The sequence below is a fragment of the Calothrix sp. NIES-2100 genome, from assembly GCF_963875285.1.
Lineage (GTDB): Bacteria > Cyanobacteriota > Cyanobacteriia > Cyanobacteriales > Nostocaceae > Aulosira.
In genome coordinates, this window is sequence record NZ_CAWNLA010000001.1 from 1,192,039 (window position 1) to 1,210,276 (window position 18,238).

Consider the following 18,238-nt stretch of genomic DNA (forward strand, 5'->3'; position numbering starts at 1 on the left):
TAACAAAAAATACAAATTTAGTAAAAAGAAATTTGTTATCAAAGTAAATTTAATCTAATATGTAGCTAATTCCTCTCTCAATCAGCAAAGCGTCCTATGCTCCAAAGACTATATATACACAACTTCCGATGCTTAGAAAACTTTGAATTACCTATAAAGGGGATGTCATCTGCTCTCTTGATTGGAAAAAATGGTACAGGTAAATCAACTATTGCTATTGCATTAGAGGTACTTCAGTCCATCGGTAGAGGTATAAATAGAATTGGACAACTTGTCCAATCGAAGGATTTTGTTCGTGGCAGGTTTAATGTTCCGATCCGCTTTGAAATAGAAGTATTACTTAACGATAAACTATACAAATATGTTCTGGCTTTAGAGTTACCAGAAAAGTTTAAAGAGCTTCGAGTGTTTGAAGAGCAACTGTTAGTTTCAGGAGATCCAATCTACTCTCGAAAAGAAGCCAAAGTAACTCTTCATAATAACTCACAAAATCGAGAGGCTCAGTTTTTGGTAGATTGGCATCTTGTTGCCCTTCCAGTAATTCAAGAGCAATCAGAGACTGATCCACTTCGTATTTTCAAGACTTGGCTTGCTCATATGATTATTTTAGCTCCAATTCCCAGCTTGATGACTGGAGACTCCAATGGTGAAACTTTAGAACCAAAGCGAGATGCTTCAAACTTTGGAGAGTGGATTTCTGGGTTACTTAGTCGTTATCCTGCGGCTTACACACAAGTTGATAAATATCTCCGAGAAGTTATGCCTGACATTCAGGATTTTCTGAATGAACAGATTGGCAAAGACTCGAAAAGCATGATTGTTAGGTTTGAAGCAAATAATGCGAATTTGAATGTTGACTTTAAAGACTTATCTGACGGAGAAAAATGCTTTTTTCTTTGCGCTGTTGTTTTAGCTGCTAACAAATTCTATGGGCCACTTTTTTGCTTCTGGGATGAGCCTGATAACTATCTATCTTTGTCAGAAGTTGGACTTTTTGTCACATCACTGCGACGCTCATTTAAGAATAGTGGACAAATTTTGGTGACTTCGCATAATGATGAAGCAATCCGAAAGTTTTCCAATGAAAATACTTTTGTACTTGATCGAAAAAGCCACTTAGAGCCAACTTTGCTCAGATTGCTAAGTGATATGTTTGTTCAAGGTGATCTTGTAAATGCCTTGATTCGTGGCGATATAGAACTATGAGTATAAATAAGCATAAACCACATATTCTTGTGTTGCCCGAAGACGATGCTAATCGCCAGATTGCAAACGGATTTCTTCTTGATATAAACCTCAATAGCCGTGCTATTCAAGTCCTACCAGCGGCTCGTGGTTGGAAAGACGTTCTAGAGAAATTCACGAATGAATATGCCTCTACAATGAGACAATATCCACACAGAATGATTGCTTTGCTGATTGATTTTGATGAAGATGAAGACAGATTAAGTTATGTCAAAAATTATATTCCAAATGATTTAAAAAATAGAGTATTTATTCTTGGTGTATTATCTGAACCAGAGAGGTTGCGAAAAGATATTAACAAAAGTTTTGAAAATATCGGAGAAGCTCTGGCAAAAGATTGTGCTGAAAACACCAATGAATTATGGGGGCATAATCTTCTCAAACACAACAAAACTGAGTTAGATCGTATAATTTCATCTGTCAAACCATTTCTGTTTAATTTGTAATAATCTTGGTTAATGGCAGATGCTCAAATTTGGTCGGCAACAGACGAAACAGAAATCTCAGTAGTGATGCAAATGGGGGTCGAGTAATGAGTCACTATATTATGATAATTTTAATTAGACTTTTTTGTTTTTTCATCTATTAACAATTAATATTCAAAACAAGCTCAACTGTGTGTATCAGCTAGTAGAATATTCATAGCAGCCATCGAAACAAATCTTAATCTATATATTTGATAAAACAAAAGTAATTTACATACCTTTTGTCAGAAGATATCAGTAGACGTTAAAGAGGTAATTATCATGCAAAAAGAATATATGGAGATTTTAGAAAAATTACTTGATAAATTGACATTATCTGCAATCTTAGAAATGTTAGAGCGAATATGTCACAAAAAAGCCGAAAATTTGAGAACTCATTGGCAAGATGAAACTTCAGCAAAGCTTTGGGATAAAGCTGCTAGACAGATAGAACAGATAAATGTTGATGTTTGATTAAACTATCAAGCCAGGTAGATAAAAGAGATTGGGCATTGCTAAGATTCGTAGTACCTACAAAATGCGAATTATGTGCCTAATCTTTCTTATGTAAAGGATAGTGGCGAACCTTTCCTTGAAAAAATATTCGATTTATTGATTGTTTATATATATGTCTGACCTTTGTAAGATATCCTTTCCGGGAACTGATTACCCTCCCCTGACTCTGCAACGTCATCAAAATTTATCTGAACATCTGACGATTCAGAATTCACCTGTATTATTCGGTTGTCGGACTGGTATTTGTGGAACTTGCTTAGTTGAGGTGAACGGTGAAATTCCTCCCCCACAACCCGATGAACAGGAAATGTTGGAGACTTTAGGAGCTCATAATCCTCATGCGCGGTTAGCCTGTCAGGTTAGTATTACAGATAATGTTGAAATTCGCCGACTAGAAGGATAAGTTGAGTTAAAATTGAAATCCGAAATCACAGTTAATAGAATTGAAGTTTATATTGAGACCTAATTTTTCCTAATAAATTTGAAAACATCACCAAACAAAGCTATGCACCTTAATCAACTTTTTCCCATGATTGCGTTAGTAGTGATCGCAGTAGGTTTGATTTTTGGCTTATTGCTACCTTCTCTTTTAAGCAGTTTATCGACTCAAAAGATTTCCTACAAGACAGATACAAGTAATTCAATCTCCTACTCTAATGACACTAGTAATAGTTGGCATTTTGGAGATAGTGGAAGTTCTGACGATGGCAGCAGTAATGACTCGAGCAGTTGCGATAGTGGGGGATCTGATGGAGGTGGTGGTTGTGATAGTAGCGGTGATTAAATCCTCCAATTAATAGTTAATATAATCAGCTTCAACATCTTCACTCGGCGTTTCTGTACTTTTTGCAATTCCTCGCAATCGAGATAAGTTACCCTTTTTTAATCCAGAACTAGTTTCTTGCTGTAGCGATGCCAAAAGGTTTTGTACTAATTGCCAGCGATCGCTAATTGGTAACTGCAATGCCTGCTTTTGCAATTCTTGTAATGTCATGAAAGTTTTCCTATCTGAGGCTCTCTTACCTTTAATTATAAATTGCTGCTTCTCGCTATAGATACACTCATGTTTGCTTGAGACATTACCATAATTTAAATATGATCGCACTGTCCCCCAATTTTCACTATGCAATTTGCAGACTTTTGGTATATTGTCGCACTCAGCGAACAGCTACAACCTAACACGGTACTAGCGCGATCGCTTTTAGGCGAGTGGCTAGCAATATTTCGTGGCGAAGATGGACAACCTGTGGCGTTGCGCGATCGCTGTTTACACCGCAATAGTCGTCTATCAACTGGTAAAGTCTGTCAAGGCGCTTTGCAATGTCCCTATCATGGTTGGGTATACGATCGCAATGGTAATGTAATTGCTGTGCCGGCGGAAGGCGACGATTTCAAACCCTCGCAGCAGCGACAAGCGAAGCGTTACGCCACCAAAGAACAAGATGGTTATGTATATGTGCGGTTAGCCGATAACCCAAGTGAAGAGTTTGCACCCTTTTCTATGCCTTACTATGGAAAACCAGGCTGGGAGACGGTGCGGGTGATTAATCGTTTTGCTAACAACGTCACCAATTGTGTAGAGAATTTTATTGATATTCCCCACACGGCTTTTGTGCATCCTGGTGTATTCCGTAACTCCCGCCAACAAAAGTTAGAAATGACTGTAGAACGGGAAAAGGGTGCAGTTTTGGTCGAGTATCGTAACGAAACTAGTAATTTAGGCTGGTATAGCCGTTTTCTTAATCGTCAAGGCGCAGAGATTAAACATTGCGATCGCTTTTATCTGCCCAATATTACCTCTGTGGAATATCAAATGGGACGCAATCGCCATTTGTTTATTACCAGTCAATCTATCCCCGAAACCGATAACTCAACTCTGGTTTACACTGATGTTACGTATAATTACGGCATTTGGAACAAGCTAGCACGTCCGTTTGTGTGGTGGACTGCTCAACATATTATCAGCCAGGACATTGATATTTTGGGCATTCAGGGAGAAGCGATCGCCAAATATGGCACACAATTTTCTCATACCCCTGCTGATACAATTCATGTATTTGTAGAATCCATACGAAGTGCGATCGCTCGTGGAGAAGATCCGCGATTATTGCCAAATCAATCGGTAAAAGTAACATTTTGGGTTTAATTCGGAATTTGCATAAATCTTTCCCCATGTTTTCGGAAAGTGTGAATGCGGAAATGAAGTTAACTTAACCGCAAAAAATACAGCATAAACACTATAAACACACTTGGGAGAAAATAATATGCGCCGAATTGCTATTATCGGAGCAGGCCAAGCAGGGCTACATTTAAGTATTAGTTTAGTTGATGCAGGTTATGCAGTAACATTGTTTAGCGATCGCACACCAGAAGCGATTCTCAATGGTAAACCAGGTGGAATGCCAGTACTGTTTCCAAATTCACTGCAACTTGAAGAAAGACTGAATTTTTGGCATGAGGAATTTCCTGGTAGCAATTTATTCCGCTCTGAAGTGTGCGATCCCGAAGGTAACCTGGCTCTAACTGTATCTTATCCTTTAGAAAAGCCTTGGCAAGCTGTAGATCAGCGCCTGAAATTCTTTACCTGGATGCAAGAGTTTGTCAAGATTGGTGGTGAACTTGTTGTAAAAGCAATGACACTCACTGATTTAGAAGAATGTACCAAAAACTACGATTTAGTTGTGGTTTCTAGTGGTCGTGGCTCCTTCTCAACTTTATTTGAGCCAGACACCCAAAAAACTAATCATGACAAGCCAAAGCGCCATATATCAGGAGCAATGTTCAGAGGATTGCAGGGAGATTCTGAGGATTTGCGCACCAGTAAGATGACAGTGATACCTGAAGTTGGCGAAATCGTTCAGATGCCTTTTTACACTAAGGATAAAATTTCTGCTCACATAATTGCCTTTGAAGCCTATCCTGGTGGCGCAATGGATCAATTTACTCATGTCCAAAGTGGTCAAGAATTACTGGAAATGAGCAAAAAAGTCATCCAGCAATTTAAACCTTGGTATTACGAAGCTGTCAAAAATATACAATTGGCAGATGAGCAAGCATGGATCAATGGTGCAATTACACCGACAGTTCGTAAGCCAATTGGTCGTTTGCCATCAGGTGCAACTGTGATGGGTATAGGTGATGCAGTGATTTTACACGATCCCCTAACTGGACAGGGAGCAAATAGCGCTACAAAAATGGCTCATTTGGTGAAGCAACGAATTCTTGAGCATGGTAACCAACACTTTGATGAGTCATGGATGCAAAGAGTATTTGATGAATTTTGGAATTATGCTCAGTATACCTATGCTTTCACTGATTGCTTGTTGTCGCCTCCAGCTTATCTGCAAGATATTATGGCTGCAATGAGTGAAAATGCAGAAGTTACTAGAGATTACTTAAACGGTCTCAACCATCCCCCAAGTTTATCTTCGTGGTTTTTTGATGCTGAAAGCGCCAAGGAATATTTAGCACAAAAGAAAGCGAATCTTGAAGCTGAACTTCAACAAAATCAACTTTGCCTGGTTAGTCAATAGTCATTTGTCATTTGTCATTGGAGCGCCAGAATTTCAATATACAAGGGTGTGTTATCGCCAAGCGCCGCACCAACACACCATTAACGATTTAAGGTGGGTAAATAATTGCGAATTTGTAAATAAAATTAACTTTTTTTAGGTATTGTTTCTGAGAGATTCCCTAAATACTTACCCTAGTACATAAACCAGAGGAAAGCGATGATAGCTGAGTACAATTATGTTGTCATTGGCGCAGGCTCGGCAGGCTGTGTAGTAGCTAACCGCCTCACGGAAGACGGTGAAACTACTGTATTGCTGCTGGAAGCTGGTGGGCCGGATACCAAACCAGAGATTCAGGTTCCGGTAGCCTGGACACAGCTATGGGGTACTGAGGTAGACTGGGCATATTCTACTGAAGCTGAACCTTACCTGAATGGGCGGAAAATCCCTTGTCCCCGTGGCAAAGTCCTCGGTGGAACCAGTTCGATCAATGCCATGATCTATATCCGGGGTAACAGTGACGATTTTGACCATTGGCAAGATTTAGGCAATCCAGGTTGGAGTTATCAAGAAGTATTGCCTTACTTCAAGAAATCTGAGAACCAACAACGAGGAGCATCGGAGTTTCACGCAGTAGGCGGAGCATTAACTGTTACCGACCCCCTAGCGCCAAGTGCGATCGCCCAACAATTTGTAGAAGCCGCCGCAGAACTGGGTTATCCTCGCAATCCTGATTTTAATGGCGCACAACAGCAGGGTGCAGGACTTTATCAGTTGACTGTCAAAGACGGTAAACGACAAAGTACAGCCGTTGCATTTCTGTCGCCAATTCTTCATCGCCCGAATTTGACAACCACCACAGGAGCCTTAGTCACACGTTTACTGTTTGAAGGTACGCGCACCGCTGGCGTAGAATATCTGCACGAGGGAACGATCCACCAAGTCCGGGTCAACCAAGAAGTGATTCTCTGTGCAGGCGCGTTTGATTCACCTAAATTACTCATGCTATCAGGGATTGGTAATGCAGAAAAATTGCGATCGCTAGATATTCCTGTAGTCGTTGATTTACCTGGAGTCGGTCAGAACCTTCAAGATCACCTGATGGTTCCAGTGGGATACCAAGCAACTCAAGAGCTGCAACTCGCTCCAACTAGCAATATCGCTGAAGCTGGATTGTTCCTACATACTGAAGGTCGTTTAGATACTGCACCAGATTTGCAGTTTTTCTGTGGCCCTGTTTTGTGGGTACCTCCAGCCTATGCTCGCGAAGGCCCCGGTTTTGGGGCTACAGCCTGCCTAATGCAACCCGAAAGTAGGGGCAATGTTAGTCTGCGTTCTGCTTCCCCCAATGACTCACCCGTCATCCAAATGAACTATCTGCAAAGTGAATCAGATCTGCACAAGTTAGTTGCTGGAATTACAATTATCCGGCAATTGTTACGCTCAAAAGCATTTGATGAGTTCCGAGGTGAAGAAGTTGCTCCTGGTGCTGATGTATCCAGCGATGAAGCACTTCAAGCTTATGTCAGGGAAGTAGGCGATACCACATATCATCCAGTGGGTACTTGCAAAATGGGAACTGATTCCTTAGCAGTCGTAGATCCACAATTGCGAGTATATGGTGTTGAGGGATTGCGTGTTGTTGATGCATCAATTATGCCGACAATTACCACGGGAAACACTAATGCAGCGACAATTATGATTGGCGAAAAAGCTGCCGATTTAATTAAAGCCGCAGGGACTGTGCGAGAGCAATTATTAATTCGTAATTCTTAGAGGATGTTTTAAAAGTCCTGTCGTCGGTAGCAAAAAATTCTAGACCCCCCTAAATCCCCCTTAATAAGGGGGACTTTGAGAGATTTCCCCCCCTTTTCAAGGGGGGCTAGGGGGGATCAATAAGTGCTTATAATCACAGCCAACCACTTTTAAAACAACCTCTTAATTAATGCCCTTAGCCTGGGTAATTAGATCCCCGACTTCTTTGAGAAGTCGGGGATCTGGAAGGAGCGAATTTTCACAAATCATATAGGATTGGTATAGCGAAACAATATTAGTGCTGCTTCTAGGTTGAAGGTTGAGAGCAATTACGAATTACGAATTATTTGATTGATTATGCAAAACTTTGTACAACTTTTAGTTTTTGTCGCTTTTATCGGCTTAGTTGGATGGACAATTAGTAATCCATTCGGAAGAAAACAACTGCAATTGAAAAGCCGTGAAGATTGGCTAATAGATGGTATAGGATTAACGATTCAAGGAATGTTGATTCCCTTACTACAAGCTACCTTAGTGTATTGGCTCTACCATAATTTATTACCCAATCAACAAGGAATCATCAAATTATCACCAATTCTGGCTTTTATTCTCAGTTTTATTTTTGTAGATTATTTATATTATTGGAATCATCGTTTATTGCATAGTAAATTTTTTTGGTCAGTGCATCAAGTGCATCATACCGTTACGCAGATGGATGTGTTAGGAACTTCCCGTAACACTGCTTGGACAAGTTTGCTAATTGTTTATTTATGGATACACACTTTATTTTTATATCTATTAGCAGATCCCACAGGTTATTTACTAGGAGTGAGTCTAACTTCTGCTCTAGATTTATGGCGACATAGCCGCTTAATGATTTCTGCAAATAACTGGCTATATCAATTTATATCTTCTTGGTTAATCTTACCACAGGATCATGCTTGGCATCATTGCAGCGAAGTTTATAATTGCAACTATGGTGCAAATCTAAAATTTTGGGACAAGTTACACGGTACTTATTATGAAAATCAAGGGTTACCATCTACAATTGGAATTCCCTCTTCATTAACCTTGAGTCAAAAACTCTTGTTCCCTTTTTCATGATAGCACTTCGACTCCACTCAGTGACCGGGATGAAGGGCATGAGGAGGATGTGGTACCCTGCGGGTTCTGCTTCTCTACGAGACGCTGCGCGAACGCAGTACGAGTGCGCTCACCAACCGGGGGACAAGGAGAGAAGTCTGAGCGCCGGCGTCCGGCGTTAGCGAAGCGGTAGCGAGGTACGAGCGTCTGGCTTCTCCCAAGGGGAGACGCGCAAGGGACGCCAACGTCTTCTCCCAAGGGGAGACGCTGCGCGAACGACGAACAGAACTTCTCCCAAGGGGAGACGCGCAAGGGACGGAGGGACAAGGGAGAAAATTGACAAATGACTATTGACTAATGACAAATGACAAATGACATTTTTAAGCTCAATTCTTTTATTTTTTCCGACTTTTATATTAATGCTAACAGGAGGAACAATAGTCTACTTCGCCTATTCACCTAGCATCTTTAGTATTCTGGCGGTGTTGCTTTCAATTTACGGGTTGCCATTGCTAGTTTACCGCTTACATCAATGGGTTTACCCTGTGCAGGAGGGTATTAGTTATCTACTAGGTAAAGAATATAGTCCTTGGTGGGGTAGTCATCAAATTCAGGTAATGTATATTGCAATTCCGGTTTTCGAGGCGGTGCTGCGGCTGATTCCGGGGGCATTTTCGTTTTGGTTACGATTGTGGGGTGCGAAGGTGGGGCGAGATGTATATTGGACACCAGGATTAGAGATAGCCGATCGCGGTTTAATCGAAATAGGCGATCGCGTAGTTATGGGACATCGTGTTGGTATATCTTCCCATGTGATCAAACCCCGCAAGCAAAACTTAATGTTGTATGTCAAGAAAGTCAAAATTGGTAACGATGTTTTTGTGGGAGCCGGATCTGTTCTCGCCCCTGGTGTAGTGATTAGCGATCGCACATTTCTTCAGGCTGCTACAAACCTTTATCCTAACCAACAGGTATGATAATTCGTAGGTTATCCAGCAACTTGAAGTTTCATAGGTTCAGGGATAAGTTCACCTTCTGCTTGCCAAGCTTCTAAATACATTTCTATAAAAGGCTTTCAAGTTTGTCAACAGTCAACAGTCAACAGTCAACAGCTATAACTCTATATTTATGGTTGAAACGGTGTGCCTTGATGAAAGCGAAGTACCCAACCGCTTGTTGTTCTCGACCAAATAGAACTTCGGCGGGCATATTCGACAACGCCATCATAGGTAACTGCGCTATTATAGGTGACTTGGGCAGTGTTTTCGTCGAGTAGGCGAGCTTGAAATTCCGGCAGAGGAAAGACAGCATCTATTGATTGACGCGCTACTGCAAGTGTATGTTCTCTTGGATAGACACGCCCAGATCGGCCAAACTCAAAAAAATCTTGGGCGATCAGTTCGTTCATGCGTTGCGTGTCAAATCGAGTCTCTTCACGCCATAACTCTTCTTCTAGGCGTTCAAGGGTTTCTCGGTCTTCGTTGCTGATTTCCATAACATTATCCAAAAACAACACTTGTGCGAGCTTCTCAGTGCATCGCTGACAACTGACACGCTTTGCGCAATATATATGAACCCAAAAATTTCGGTAACCTATGACTACTTTTATGATTTCTTCAAATGTTCTAAATAAACGGCAACCTTGCCGATCATTCTGTTACATCTTTGTTAAGAAAAGTTACAACGCTCTTAACACTAGGAAATATTTTTATGGAAAATTCTCTTGAGCATAAAGCACCACATAAAGTTGTCATCGTTGGCGGAGGCTTTGGTGGACTGTATGCAGCAAAGGCTTTGAATGCAACGAATGTAAATGTTACTCTCATTGATAAACGTAACTTTCACCTATTTCAGCCGCTTTTATATCAAGTTGCCACAGGTACGCTATCACCTTCTGATATTTCTGCACCATTGCGCTCTGTATTCAGCAAAAGCAAGAATACAAAAGTGTTGTTGGGAGAAGTAAGTGATATTGATCCAAAAGCGCAACAAGTTATTCTGAGTGGTGAAGTAGTACCATACGATACATTAATTATCGCTACAGGCGCGAACCATTCCTATTTTGGTAAGGATCACTGGGAAAAAGTTGCTCCTGGCTTGAAAACTGTGGAAGATGCGATAGAAATGCGTCGCCGGATATTTGGCGCATTTGAAGCAGCAGAAAAAGCAACTGATCCCGAACAACGCCGTGCTTATTTGAATTTTGTGATTGTGGGCGGTGGCCCGACTGGTGTAGAGTTAGCAGGTGCGATCGCAGAATTGGCATACAAAACTCTCAAAGAAGATTTTCGCAGCATCGACACTTCAGAAACGAAAATTTTACTATTACAAGGGGGCCCTCGCATCCTCCCACACATGGCGCCAGAGTTATCGGCATCAGCAGCAGTATCTTTGCAAACGTTGGGTGTAGAACTCCACACTCACACCAGGGTGACAAATATTGAAGGTGATATTGTTACTTTCAAGCAAGACAATGAATTTACAGAAATTGCCTCAAAAACTATCTTGTGGGCAGCAGGTGTTCAAGGTTCCCCAATGGGGAACGTCTTAGCAGAAACGACAGGTGTAGAGCGCGATTACTCTGGGCGTGTAATTGTAGAACCTGACTTGTCTATCGAGGGTTATGACAACATTTTCGTAATTGGAGATTTAGCCAACTTCTCCCATCAAGATGCTAAACCTTTACCTGGTGTTGCACCCGTAGCTAAACAACAAGGAGAGTATGTAGGTAAACTAATTCAACGACGGCTTCAAGGTTATAATTTGCCACCATTTCATTACAACCATGTGGGTAGTTTGGCGATGATTGGGCAAAATTTAGCTGTTGTAGATTTAGGCTTAATCAAACTCACAGGTTTCCTAGCTTGGGCATTTTGGCTATTAGTTCACATCTACTTCTTAATCGAGTTTGACACTAAATTACTAGTAGTATTTCAGTGGGCGTGGAATTATATCACTCGAAATCGTCGCTCTAGATTAATTACAGGTAGAGAAGCTTTTGTTGCACCACAAACTGTGAACAATAGCAATGATAGACCTTTGACGAAAGTGTAAGAATGCCTTTAAAAAGTCCGCTGAAGCGGACTACACGAAAAGCAGGTTTTAAGCCCACGCTGGTGGGCTAGTTTCTTATAAGAGGGTTATGCAGCGCTGCTACAACTGCTCTAGTAACCTGTCGTACTCTGCGTGTGAACCAACCTAAAACCAGATCACTGTGTCTCCATCCAACTGACCCACTGCTCGATAGCTTTTGCTAATTCTGGCAGAGTAAATTGGCAACTCAGGATGCACCTTCTTGAAGCGCAGGCTTGGATAGCTTGGGTCTTTCTTAAACTGACGATATGCTGCGCGTGTCTGCTTCTGAACTTCTTCGGGTAAATCAGCAAATAATTTACGGAACTGGGCGGTAGTGCGTGAGTTCAAAGTGTTTCTGGATCAAGTTCTTGGGTTTTACCTGCATGGTACTCAGCCATTGCTGAAGCTGCGAGTTTTGCCAGAACATCTGGGGAACGAGAGAATGCTTCATCCCAACGTCGCTCATCCTCAATTTCTGCCAAAATCATCGAAGCGATCGCGTCTTGTTCACTTTCAGGCAAAGTTTGTAACTTAGCGATCGCACGTTGAAGTAACTCAGTCATAGCTACTACACTCTGACAATCAAAACAGTATCCTATCCATTATCGCTGCTTTCAGGCAAGTTGAGCATCGTGCAAACAACTTTTGAAGTCCTGTTAAACCGCTCTGATTTTACCAGTGTTGTTGACAAGTGGGCATGGTTTACAGAAACCCAACTTTTTGTATCCTTTAATTGACTATCAGTAAACTGTGTCGCCCAAAAAATAATCTAGTATTTAAGTTAATCTGGTTTATTTTGATATCATGCGTCCGATTATTCAACTCTTTGGGCAACTGTTTGCAGCCGCTTCCCGGCGATTTCAGCAAGCATTGGATCATCCTGAGTTAACGCAGATTTCTGTGCAGAGGGAGATTTGCGATCGCCTAATAGCCAGTAAGTATGGTAAAACTTTGGGAATTCGTTCTCTAGCAGATTGGCAAGCTGTGCCCATTGTGGATTACGATGCACTAGAACCCTGGATTTTAGGACAGGAAAAACGCCAGCAAATTCCCCTCACGCCAGAACCGATTTTATTTTATGAAAAAACCTCTGGCAGTACTGGGGCGGTAAAATGGATTCCCTATACTCAATCTTTGCGGCGATCGTTCAATCAGATGTTTTGTGTATGGGCCCATGATTTGATTGTACATGGGCCGAAATTCTCGACGGGCAAAATTTATGCCTCGATCTCGCCACAATTAAATGTGGGTGATTCCCAATCTTTACAAGATGACCTAGATTATTTAGATGGATGGTTGCGTTGGTTGCTGCGTCCTTGGTTGGTAATACCAAATGGACTGAATCGTCTTAACGACGCGCAACAATTTAAACATCAACTGGCTTTGGCTTTATTACAGGCGGAGAAATTAGAAATTATTTCGGTTTGGAGTCCCAGTTTCCTACAAGTACATTTAAAATATATTGCAGAAAATCAAGAGTTATTGCGGCAAGAATTACAAGGACTCATATCACCCCTACGCCTGCAACTACTCCAAGAAAATGATATTCCTTGGATGCAACTCTGGTCAAATTTAAAGCTGATTTCTTGTTGGGATAGCGCCAACGCCGCCGATCAAGCTAAGGGATTGAAATTGCAGTTTCCGGGTGTGTTTGTTCAGGGTAAGGGTTTGCTAGCTACTGAAGCACCGATGACAATTCCCTTAATTGCAGCGGGGGGTTATGTTCCGGTGTTGGATGAAGTCTTTTTCGAGTTTGAGGATGATACTGGTTCTCTATATAAATTACATGAACTCAGCATCGGTCAGGAATACACAATTATTTTATCACAGAAAGGTGGTTTATATCGTTATCGCATAGGCGATCGCGTCCGGGTAACTCACTACTATCGCCACACACCCTGTTTAGAATTTCTCGGACGACATCAAGCCATCAGCGATTTGGTAGGGGAAAAGTTGCAAGCTACTTTTGTGCAGGATGCTTTGAATCGCCTGAACTTGCAAGGAACTCATTTTCAGAGTTTGGTTCCCGTTAGCAACCCACCTCACTATATTCTCCTACTCGATACAGCCGAACAAAAGCCAGAAATCATTGCCCAACAACTAGATCAAGCTTTATCACAGTCTTATCACTATAATTTAGCGCGATCGCTCGGTCAACTTGCACCACCAGAGGTTTTCATCTCTCCTCAAATCCCAGAATTGTTAACCTCGATTCGCCTCCAAAAAGGCAGTATTTGGGGAGGTATTAAGCATCCAATTTTAGCAACCTCGCCCATTAGCACTGAACTTTTACAAGCATTAAAATTTATAAATTCTAATATTTCCTAAAGCAATCCGTAAAATTAAAACCTTTTATCAAAATAGATATTTATAATAAATATTTATTATCAAGTAGTAAAGATTCAAAACTGAGTGGAATTGTCGGTAAAAAATCCTGATATTCTCAGTAATTATCCTGATTACATGACATAATTAATAGCCTGATAAATCGTCACACATTTGTTGTATCACTTGGGAATCAGCCCTTTTATAAAATCTAGATGAATTATCTATGAATTTTATATTTAACTACTTTATAGATATAGGCAATCGATGTAAATTCTTATTTGTTATCTCTGATATCAAGCGGGTTTTTCGCAACAATCTCAGCAACACTACCTTGATTAAGAATTTACTGTAAAGAATAATGGCAACTTCACAAAGTTTTATCATTGATGAATTTAAAAATTCGATTAACGCTGTTTTTGATAGCAAGTTTAATCGTTGGCTCGCTTTAGAAAATTCATCTGTGTTGCTTGAGGTGAAAACTAAAAATGGCGGATTAGACCTGGCAACCCTCAAGCGAATTGATTTTAATAAAGTTGGCTTAAAGAATCCGCAAGGGGTGACAATTGATCCGGTTACAGGAAGCTTGGTGATTTTGGATCAAGGTACTAAACCGCAGATTTATCAGATTGAGCCAAACTCTCAGGGTAGTTTTGAGAAACCAGCTTTAATTACTCAGATCACTATCCCAGGAAATTTAGCCAATTTCAGTGGCATCAAACTGAATCCTCAGAATGGTAATTTTCTCTTAGAAAGCTCTTCACATCAAGTAGAGTATGAATTTACCCCCAAAGGTAAAATTGCTGCTGAACGGAATCTCTCTGGATTAGGACTAAACAATCGGCAAGCGCAGATTACTGATAGCGTCTTCACAGCGACAACTGCGGACTCATCCTTGATGGTAGCCCAGGCGCTAGAGACCACATCTGTTCTGTCTGCTCCAACGCTGGTACAGACTATCTACACCTCTGAATTTGGGCCTCCAAGTCCAGATCCATCGGGGATTGTTTATATCAGTCATTTGAATTCATTGTTGCTTTCTGATGCTGAAGTTGATGAAATGCCCACCTACTTCACTGGTAGGAACCTATTTCAAACTAGTCTGAGCGGCATTTTGCAGCGGACTTTGACCACGATGAACTTTTCCAACGAGCCGACGGGAATTGCATATAACCCAGCGAATCGCTTCCTCTACTTTTCCGATGATAACAAGGGTCGAGTTTTTCAACTCAATCCCGGAGCCGATGGGAATTACAACACTACTGATGATGTGGTGAGTTCGTTTAGTACTACTGTTTGGGGTAGTACTGACCCAGAAGATATTGCCTATTCAGCGAAGACAGGGACTTTATTTGTCGTTGATGGTGCGGGTGGACAGGTTTATCAAGTTACTACCAGCGGCACTTTAATTAGCCAATTTGATACTGAAATATTGGGACTTCACGATCCAGAAGGGATTGCGATTGATCCTGGTAGTGGTAACCTGTTTATGGTCGGTTTCCCATCTAATTTGGTGTTTGAACTGACAACTTCTGGTCAAGTTGTCCGTACCTATGATATTTCTGCGGCGAACGCCATCAAACCAGCGGGGATCACCATTGCACCAAGTAGTCAAAATCCTTATCTGCAAAGCCTCTACATTGTCGATCGCGCTATTGATAATGATACCAATCCCAATGAAAATGATGGTCGGCTCTACGAATTTGCTTTAGGTACTCCTGTCCCCAATCAAGCACCAGCAGTAGCCGCAGGTGCAAATCAAGTAGTGTTGTACAAAGCCAACCTTGACGGTTCTGTAAGTGATGATGGTTTACCTGTTTCCGGAAGTTTAACCACTACATGGAGTGCAATTAGCGGGCCTGGTCAAGTGTTTTTTGCCGATCCATCTGCACAGGATACTACTGCTACCTTCTCTACTCCGGGAACTTACACTTTGCAATTACTGGCAAATGATGGAGAATTAATCGGTAGCAGTCAGAAAACTATCCAAGTCTTAGATCCGGCTTCCACGAAATTTGTCAGCCTTGGCGGTAGTGGTACTATTGGCGGAGTCAGCTTTAATCGGCAAGATATTCTCGCATACGACCAGTCAAATAATAAATGGTATATGTATGTTGATGGCTCGGATCTGGGCTTTGGTACTTCCTACCTGCGAGATTTTCACATTAATGCAGATGGCTCAATTTTGTTTGCATTAAATAACCCGACCATCTTACCTGGTGAGCTGGCAGTAGATGATTCGGATATAGTGAAGTTTACTCCTACAACTACAGGTGAGTTTACTAGTGGAACCTTTGAACTTTATTTTGACGGTTCAGATGTAGGATTAACCACCGACGCTGAAGAGTTGGATGCGATCGCTATTGACCGAGATGGTAATTTGGTCATTAGTACAAAGGGTTCCTTTATCGTTCCTGGAGTATCCGGTTCAGATGAAGACCTGATCAAGTTGAATGCTAGTAGTTTAGGGCAGAATACAGTCGGTACTTGGACAATGCTGTTTGATGGATCTGATGTGGGTCTAACTAACTCTACTGAAGATGTGAATGGTATTTGGTTCGACGCTAATACTAACAAAATTTTCCTCACTACCGAGGGAGCTTTTAGCGTTCTTGGTGCAACAGGTGATGGTGCTGATATCTTTGTATTCAACCCCACCTCACTTGGCGTTAATACCAGTGGTAGTTTTACCCCCTTCTGGGATGGGTCAAATAATGGAATACCAGCAGGGATTGCTGTTGAGGGTATTGCGATCGCGCCAATTATATAGTTGGGCATTGGGCATGGAATACAAGGAGGACAAACTATTCAAAATTCACCAATTATGTCCTGTTAATTGATATCTTGCACCTACACCCTATAAGGGTGAGGCTATACAAACAAAGCCTGCCTACGCAGGCTGAAAAAGTTGCTTTTTCGTTGTATTGAGAAAAATTTATGTTTATTGAAATGAAGTTACATCAGTATAAATACTTTGATGATGCCAGATTTCAGTTAAGAGTTCCCTCTGACCAATGACAAATGACCAATGACAAATGACCAATGACAAATGACCAATGACCATATTTACAACCTCTGCAACACCTGTTTCAAAACCATCGCTGTCCAATCTATATCAGCTTCAGTGGTTTCCCTTCCCAATGTCATGCGAATTCCACCTAAGGCGGCTTGTTCAGAATAACCCATTGCTAATAATATCGGGCTTGGGCTGAGTTTACCACTGTGACATGCAGCACCAGCACTGATACCAATACCAGCTAGGTTTAATTGCCGTACTATGGTTTTACCACTCAGTTTTTTGCCATCGGCATATTCCAGACAAAAACTTAGGTGATGGGGTAAGCGGCGATCGCGATCGCCTGTGGGAATTAAACCCGGTATGTCAGCTAACTGGGCAAATAAGCGATCGCGTAACTGTATTAAACGCGGTGTTTCTGTAGACATTTCTTGGGCTGCTAGTTCGGCTGCTACACCAAAACCAGCAATTACCGCTGTGGCTTGAGTCCCAGAACGTAGCCCTATTTCTTGTCCACCACCACCAAATAGGGGTACTAACTCTACTCCCGGACGTACATACAGCGCCCCAGCACCTTGCGGCCCATATATTTTATGACTAGAAATACTCAGCAAATCTACGTAAAAAGTTGCTACATCAATGGGCAAACGTCCTACCGCTTGAACTGCATCCGTATGAAATAATACCCCATTTTTGTGGGCAATATCTGCGAGTTTTGCGATCGCTTGCACTGTTCCGACTTCACTTTGACCATAAATCACAGACACTAAGACTGTATTATCTCGCAAAGCTGCGGACAAATCTGTGGGGTTAACTCTCCCTTTGCCATCTACCGCCAAGCGAGTCACTTCCCAACCCCACCTTTCCAGCAACCGCGCCGATTCGGAAATGGCGGAATGCTCAACACTAGAAATAATCATGTGTTGGGGAACATTGTACAACCGAGCCACCCCCATAATTGCGAGATTATCTGCCTCAGTACCACCAGAGGTAAAGACAATCGACTCCAAACTAGAGGCGTTAATTAATCCCGCCACTTGGATTCTCGCTTGTTCTAAAATTGTTGCTGCCCGTTGTCCCCACTCATGTAAACTAGAAGGGTTGCCCCATTGTTGAGCGAGAACTTTTTGCATAGCTGCGATCGCTTCTGGACGGGTGGGAGTAGTAGCACTGTAATCTAGATATATTTGCATATCACCAATAAATGAGTGAAGACACACGCTTACTGCGAGCTGTCTATATTTTCA

General features: G+C 41.7%; 18 protein-coding genes. 13 read left to right on the top strand and 5 right to left on the bottom strand.

What is annotated here, in order from left to right; all coding sequences use genetic code 11:
* Positions 1-96: 96 nt before the first annotated feature.
* From AACU32_RS04875 to AACU32_RS04895, 5 genes are all read left to right on the top strand, one after another.
* The gene (locus AACU32_RS04875; RefSeq protein ID WP_096598358.1) at positions 97-1,206 is read left to right on the top strand and encodes an AAA family ATPase; all 1,110 of its coding nucleotides are present in this window, start codon (positions 97-99) and stop codon (positions 1,204-1,206) included.
* Positions 1,203-1,691, top strand: coding sequence for a hypothetical protein (locus AACU32_RS04880; protein WP_096598360.1), 489 nt, complete (start codon positions 1,203-1,205; stop codon positions 1,689-1,691). Before AACU32_RS04875 ends, AACU32_RS04880 begins: the two co-directional genes overlap by 4 nt.
* Before the next feature lie 300 nt (positions 1,692-1,991).
* On the top strand, positions 1,992-2,183 hold the full coding sequence (locus tag AACU32_RS04885) for a hypothetical protein (protein WP_096598362.1): 192 nt from the start codon (positions 1,992-1,994) through the stop codon (positions 2,181-2,183).
* A gap of 154 nt (positions 2,184-2,337) precedes the next feature.
* Positions 2,338-2,628: a 2Fe-2S iron-sulfur cluster binding domain-containing protein gene (locus tag AACU32_RS04890; RefSeq protein ID WP_096598364.1), complete on the top strand. Its 291-nt coding sequence runs from the start codon at positions 2,338-2,340 to the stop codon at positions 2,626-2,628.
* A 102-nt stretch (positions 2,629-2,730) separates the two neighbouring features.
* Positions 2,731-3,009, top strand: a complete 279-nt coding sequence (locus tag AACU32_RS04895) for a hypothetical protein (RefSeq protein ID WP_096598366.1) — start codon at positions 2,731-2,733, stop codon at positions 3,007-3,009.
* Positions 3,010-3,018: 9 nt separating this feature from the next.
* Here the strand turns inward: AACU32_RS04895 and AACU32_RS04900 are convergent, their stop codons facing one another.
* The gene (locus tag AACU32_RS04900; protein WP_096598368.1) at positions 3,019-3,219 is read right to left on the bottom strand and encodes a hypothetical protein; all 201 of its coding nucleotides are present in this window, start codon (positions 3,217-3,219) and stop codon (positions 3,019-3,021) included.
* A 129-nt stretch (positions 3,220-3,348) separates the two neighbouring features.
* Between AACU32_RS04900 and AACU32_RS04905 the strand changes: the two genes are divergently transcribed.
* From AACU32_RS04905 to AACU32_RS04925, 5 genes are all read left to right on the top strand, one after another.
* The gene (locus AACU32_RS04905) at positions 3,349-4,371 is read left to right on the top strand and encodes an aromatic ring-hydroxylating dioxygenase subunit alpha (RefSeq protein WP_096598370.1); all 1,023 of its coding nucleotides are present in this window, start codon (positions 3,349-3,351) and stop codon (positions 4,369-4,371) included.
* 118 nt (positions 4,372-4,489) lie between these two features.
* Positions 4,490-5,758 (top strand): styrene monooxygenase/indole monooxygenase family protein, encoded by a 1,269-nt coding sequence (locus tag AACU32_RS04910; RefSeq protein ID WP_096598372.1) that lies wholly within the window; start codon positions 4,490-4,492, stop codon positions 5,756-5,758.
* 198 nt (positions 5,759-5,956) lie between these two features.
* Complete coding sequence (locus tag AACU32_RS04915; RefSeq protein ID WP_339377520.1) at positions 5,957-7,513, top strand: GMC family oxidoreductase; 1,557 nt, start codon at positions 5,957-5,959, stop codon at positions 7,511-7,513.
* 336 nt (positions 7,514-7,849) lie between these two features.
* Positions 7,850-8,596, top strand: a complete 747-nt coding sequence (locus AACU32_RS04920) for a sterol desaturase family protein (protein ID WP_096598374.1) — start codon at positions 7,850-7,852, stop codon at positions 8,594-8,596.
* A gap of 350 nt (positions 8,597-8,946) precedes the next feature.
* Positions 8,947-9,552 (top strand): acyl transferase, encoded by a 606-nt coding sequence (locus AACU32_RS04925; protein ID WP_096598376.1) that lies wholly within the window; start codon positions 8,947-8,949, stop codon positions 9,550-9,552.
* A 149-nt stretch (positions 9,553-9,701) separates the two neighbouring features.
* On the opposite strand, the gene AACU32_RS04930 is transcribed toward AACU32_RS04925, so the two are convergent.
* Positions 9,702-10,070, bottom strand: coding sequence for a nuclear transport factor 2 family protein (locus AACU32_RS04930; protein WP_096598378.1), 369 nt, complete (start codon positions 10,068-10,070; stop codon positions 9,702-9,704).
* A gap of 215 nt (positions 10,071-10,285) precedes the next feature.
* On the opposite strand from AACU32_RS04930, the gene AACU32_RS04935 reads away from it, so the two are divergent.
* Positions 10,286-11,629 carry an NAD(P)/FAD-dependent oxidoreductase gene (locus AACU32_RS04935; RefSeq protein WP_096598380.1) on the top strand — a complete coding sequence of 448 codons (1,344 nt, stop codon included), beginning with the start codon at positions 10,286-10,288 and terminating at the stop codon, positions 11,627-11,629.
* A gap of 144 nt (positions 11,630-11,773) precedes the next feature.
* Here the strand turns inward: AACU32_RS04935 and AACU32_RS04940 are convergent, their stop codons facing one another.
* Complete coding sequence (locus AACU32_RS04940; protein ID WP_096598382.1) at positions 11,774-11,998, bottom strand: ParE family toxin-like protein; 225 nt, start codon at positions 11,996-11,998, stop codon at positions 11,774-11,776.
* Positions 11,995-12,213, bottom strand: a complete 219-nt coding sequence (locus tag AACU32_RS04945; protein WP_096598384.1) for a hypothetical protein — start codon at positions 12,211-12,213, stop codon at positions 11,995-11,997. Before AACU32_RS04945 ends, AACU32_RS04940 begins: the two co-directional genes overlap by 4 nt.
* A 241-nt stretch (positions 12,214-12,454) precedes the next feature.
* Here AACU32_RS04945 and AACU32_RS04950 point away from each other — a divergent pair, with 241 nt between their 5' ends.
* Both AACU32_RS04950 and AACU32_RS04955 read left to right on the top strand, forming a co-directional pair.
* Positions 12,455-13,978 (top strand): GH3 family domain-containing protein, encoded by a 1,524-nt coding sequence (locus AACU32_RS04950; protein ID WP_096598386.1) that lies wholly within the window; start codon positions 12,455-12,457, stop codon positions 13,976-13,978.
* A 358-nt stretch (positions 13,979-14,336) separates the two neighbouring features.
* A complete protein-coding gene (locus AACU32_RS04955) occupies positions 14,337-16,745 on the top strand; it encodes a hypothetical protein (RefSeq protein WP_096598388.1) in 2,409 nt (802 codons plus the stop codon).
* 296 nt (positions 16,746-17,041) lie between these two features.
* On the opposite strand, the gene AACU32_RS04960 is transcribed toward AACU32_RS04955, so the two are convergent.
* Positions 17,042-18,184, bottom strand: a complete 1,143-nt coding sequence (locus tag AACU32_RS04960) for a cysteine desulfurase family protein (protein ID WP_096598390.1) — start codon at positions 18,182-18,184, stop codon at positions 17,042-17,044.
* Positions 18,185-18,238: the final 54 nt, after the last annotated feature.

Coding starts and splice junctions, on each gene's coding strand:
- AACU32_RS04950 (WP_096598386.1), top strand. CDS start 12,455: ATGCGTCCGATTATTCAACTCTTTGGGCAACTGTTTGCAGCCGCTTCC.
- AACU32_RS04955 (WP_096598388.1), top strand. CDS start 14,337: ATGGCAACTTCACAAAGTTTTATCATTGATGAATTTAAAAATTCGATT.
- AACU32_RS04890 (WP_096598364.1), top strand. CDS start 2,338: ATGTCTGACCTTTGTAAGATATCCTTTCCGGGAACTGATTACCCTCCC.
- AACU32_RS04935 (WP_096598380.1), top strand. CDS start 10,286: ATGGAAAATTCTCTTGAGCATAAAGCACCACATAAAGTTGTCATCGTT.
- AACU32_RS04885 (WP_096598362.1), top strand. CDS start 1,992: ATGCAAAAAGAATATATGGAGATTTTAGAAAAATTACTTGATAAATTG.
- AACU32_RS04910 (WP_096598372.1), top strand. CDS start 4,490: ATGCGCCGAATTGCTATTATCGGAGCAGGCCAAGCAGGGCTACATTTA.
- AACU32_RS04925 (WP_096598376.1), top strand. CDS start 8,947: ATGACATTTTTAAGCTCAATTCTTTTATTTTTTCCGACTTTTATATTA.
- AACU32_RS04930 (WP_096598378.1), bottom strand. CDS start 10,070: ATGGAAATCAGCAACGAAGACCGAGAAACCCTTGAACGCCTAGAAGAA.
- AACU32_RS04960 (WP_096598390.1), bottom strand. CDS start 18,184: ATGCAAATATATCTAGATTACAGTGCTACTACTCCCACCCGTCCAGAA.
- AACU32_RS04895 (WP_096598366.1), top strand. CDS start 2,731: ATGCACCTTAATCAACTTTTTCCCATGATTGCGTTAGTAGTGATCGCA.
- AACU32_RS04900 (WP_096598368.1), bottom strand. CDS start 3,219: ATGACATTACAAGAATTGCAAAAGCAGGCATTGCAGTTACCAATTAGC.
- AACU32_RS04875 (WP_096598358.1), top strand. CDS start 97: ATGCTCCAAAGACTATATATACACAACTTCCGATGCTTAGAAAACTTT.
- AACU32_RS04905 (WP_096598370.1), top strand. CDS start 3,349: ATGCAATTTGCAGACTTTTGGTATATTGTCGCACTCAGCGAACAGCTA.
- AACU32_RS04880 (WP_096598360.1), top strand. CDS start 1,203: ATGAGTATAAATAAGCATAAACCACATATTCTTGTGTTGCCCGAAGAC.
- AACU32_RS04920 (WP_096598374.1), top strand. CDS start 7,850: ATGCAAAACTTTGTACAACTTTTAGTTTTTGTCGCTTTTATCGGCTTA.
- AACU32_RS04915 (WP_339377520.1), top strand. CDS start 5,957: ATGATAGCTGAGTACAATTATGTTGTCATTGGCGCAGGCTCGGCAGGC.
- AACU32_RS04945 (WP_096598384.1), bottom strand. CDS start 12,213: ATGACTGAGTTACTTCAACGTGCGATCGCTAAGTTACAAACTTTGCCT.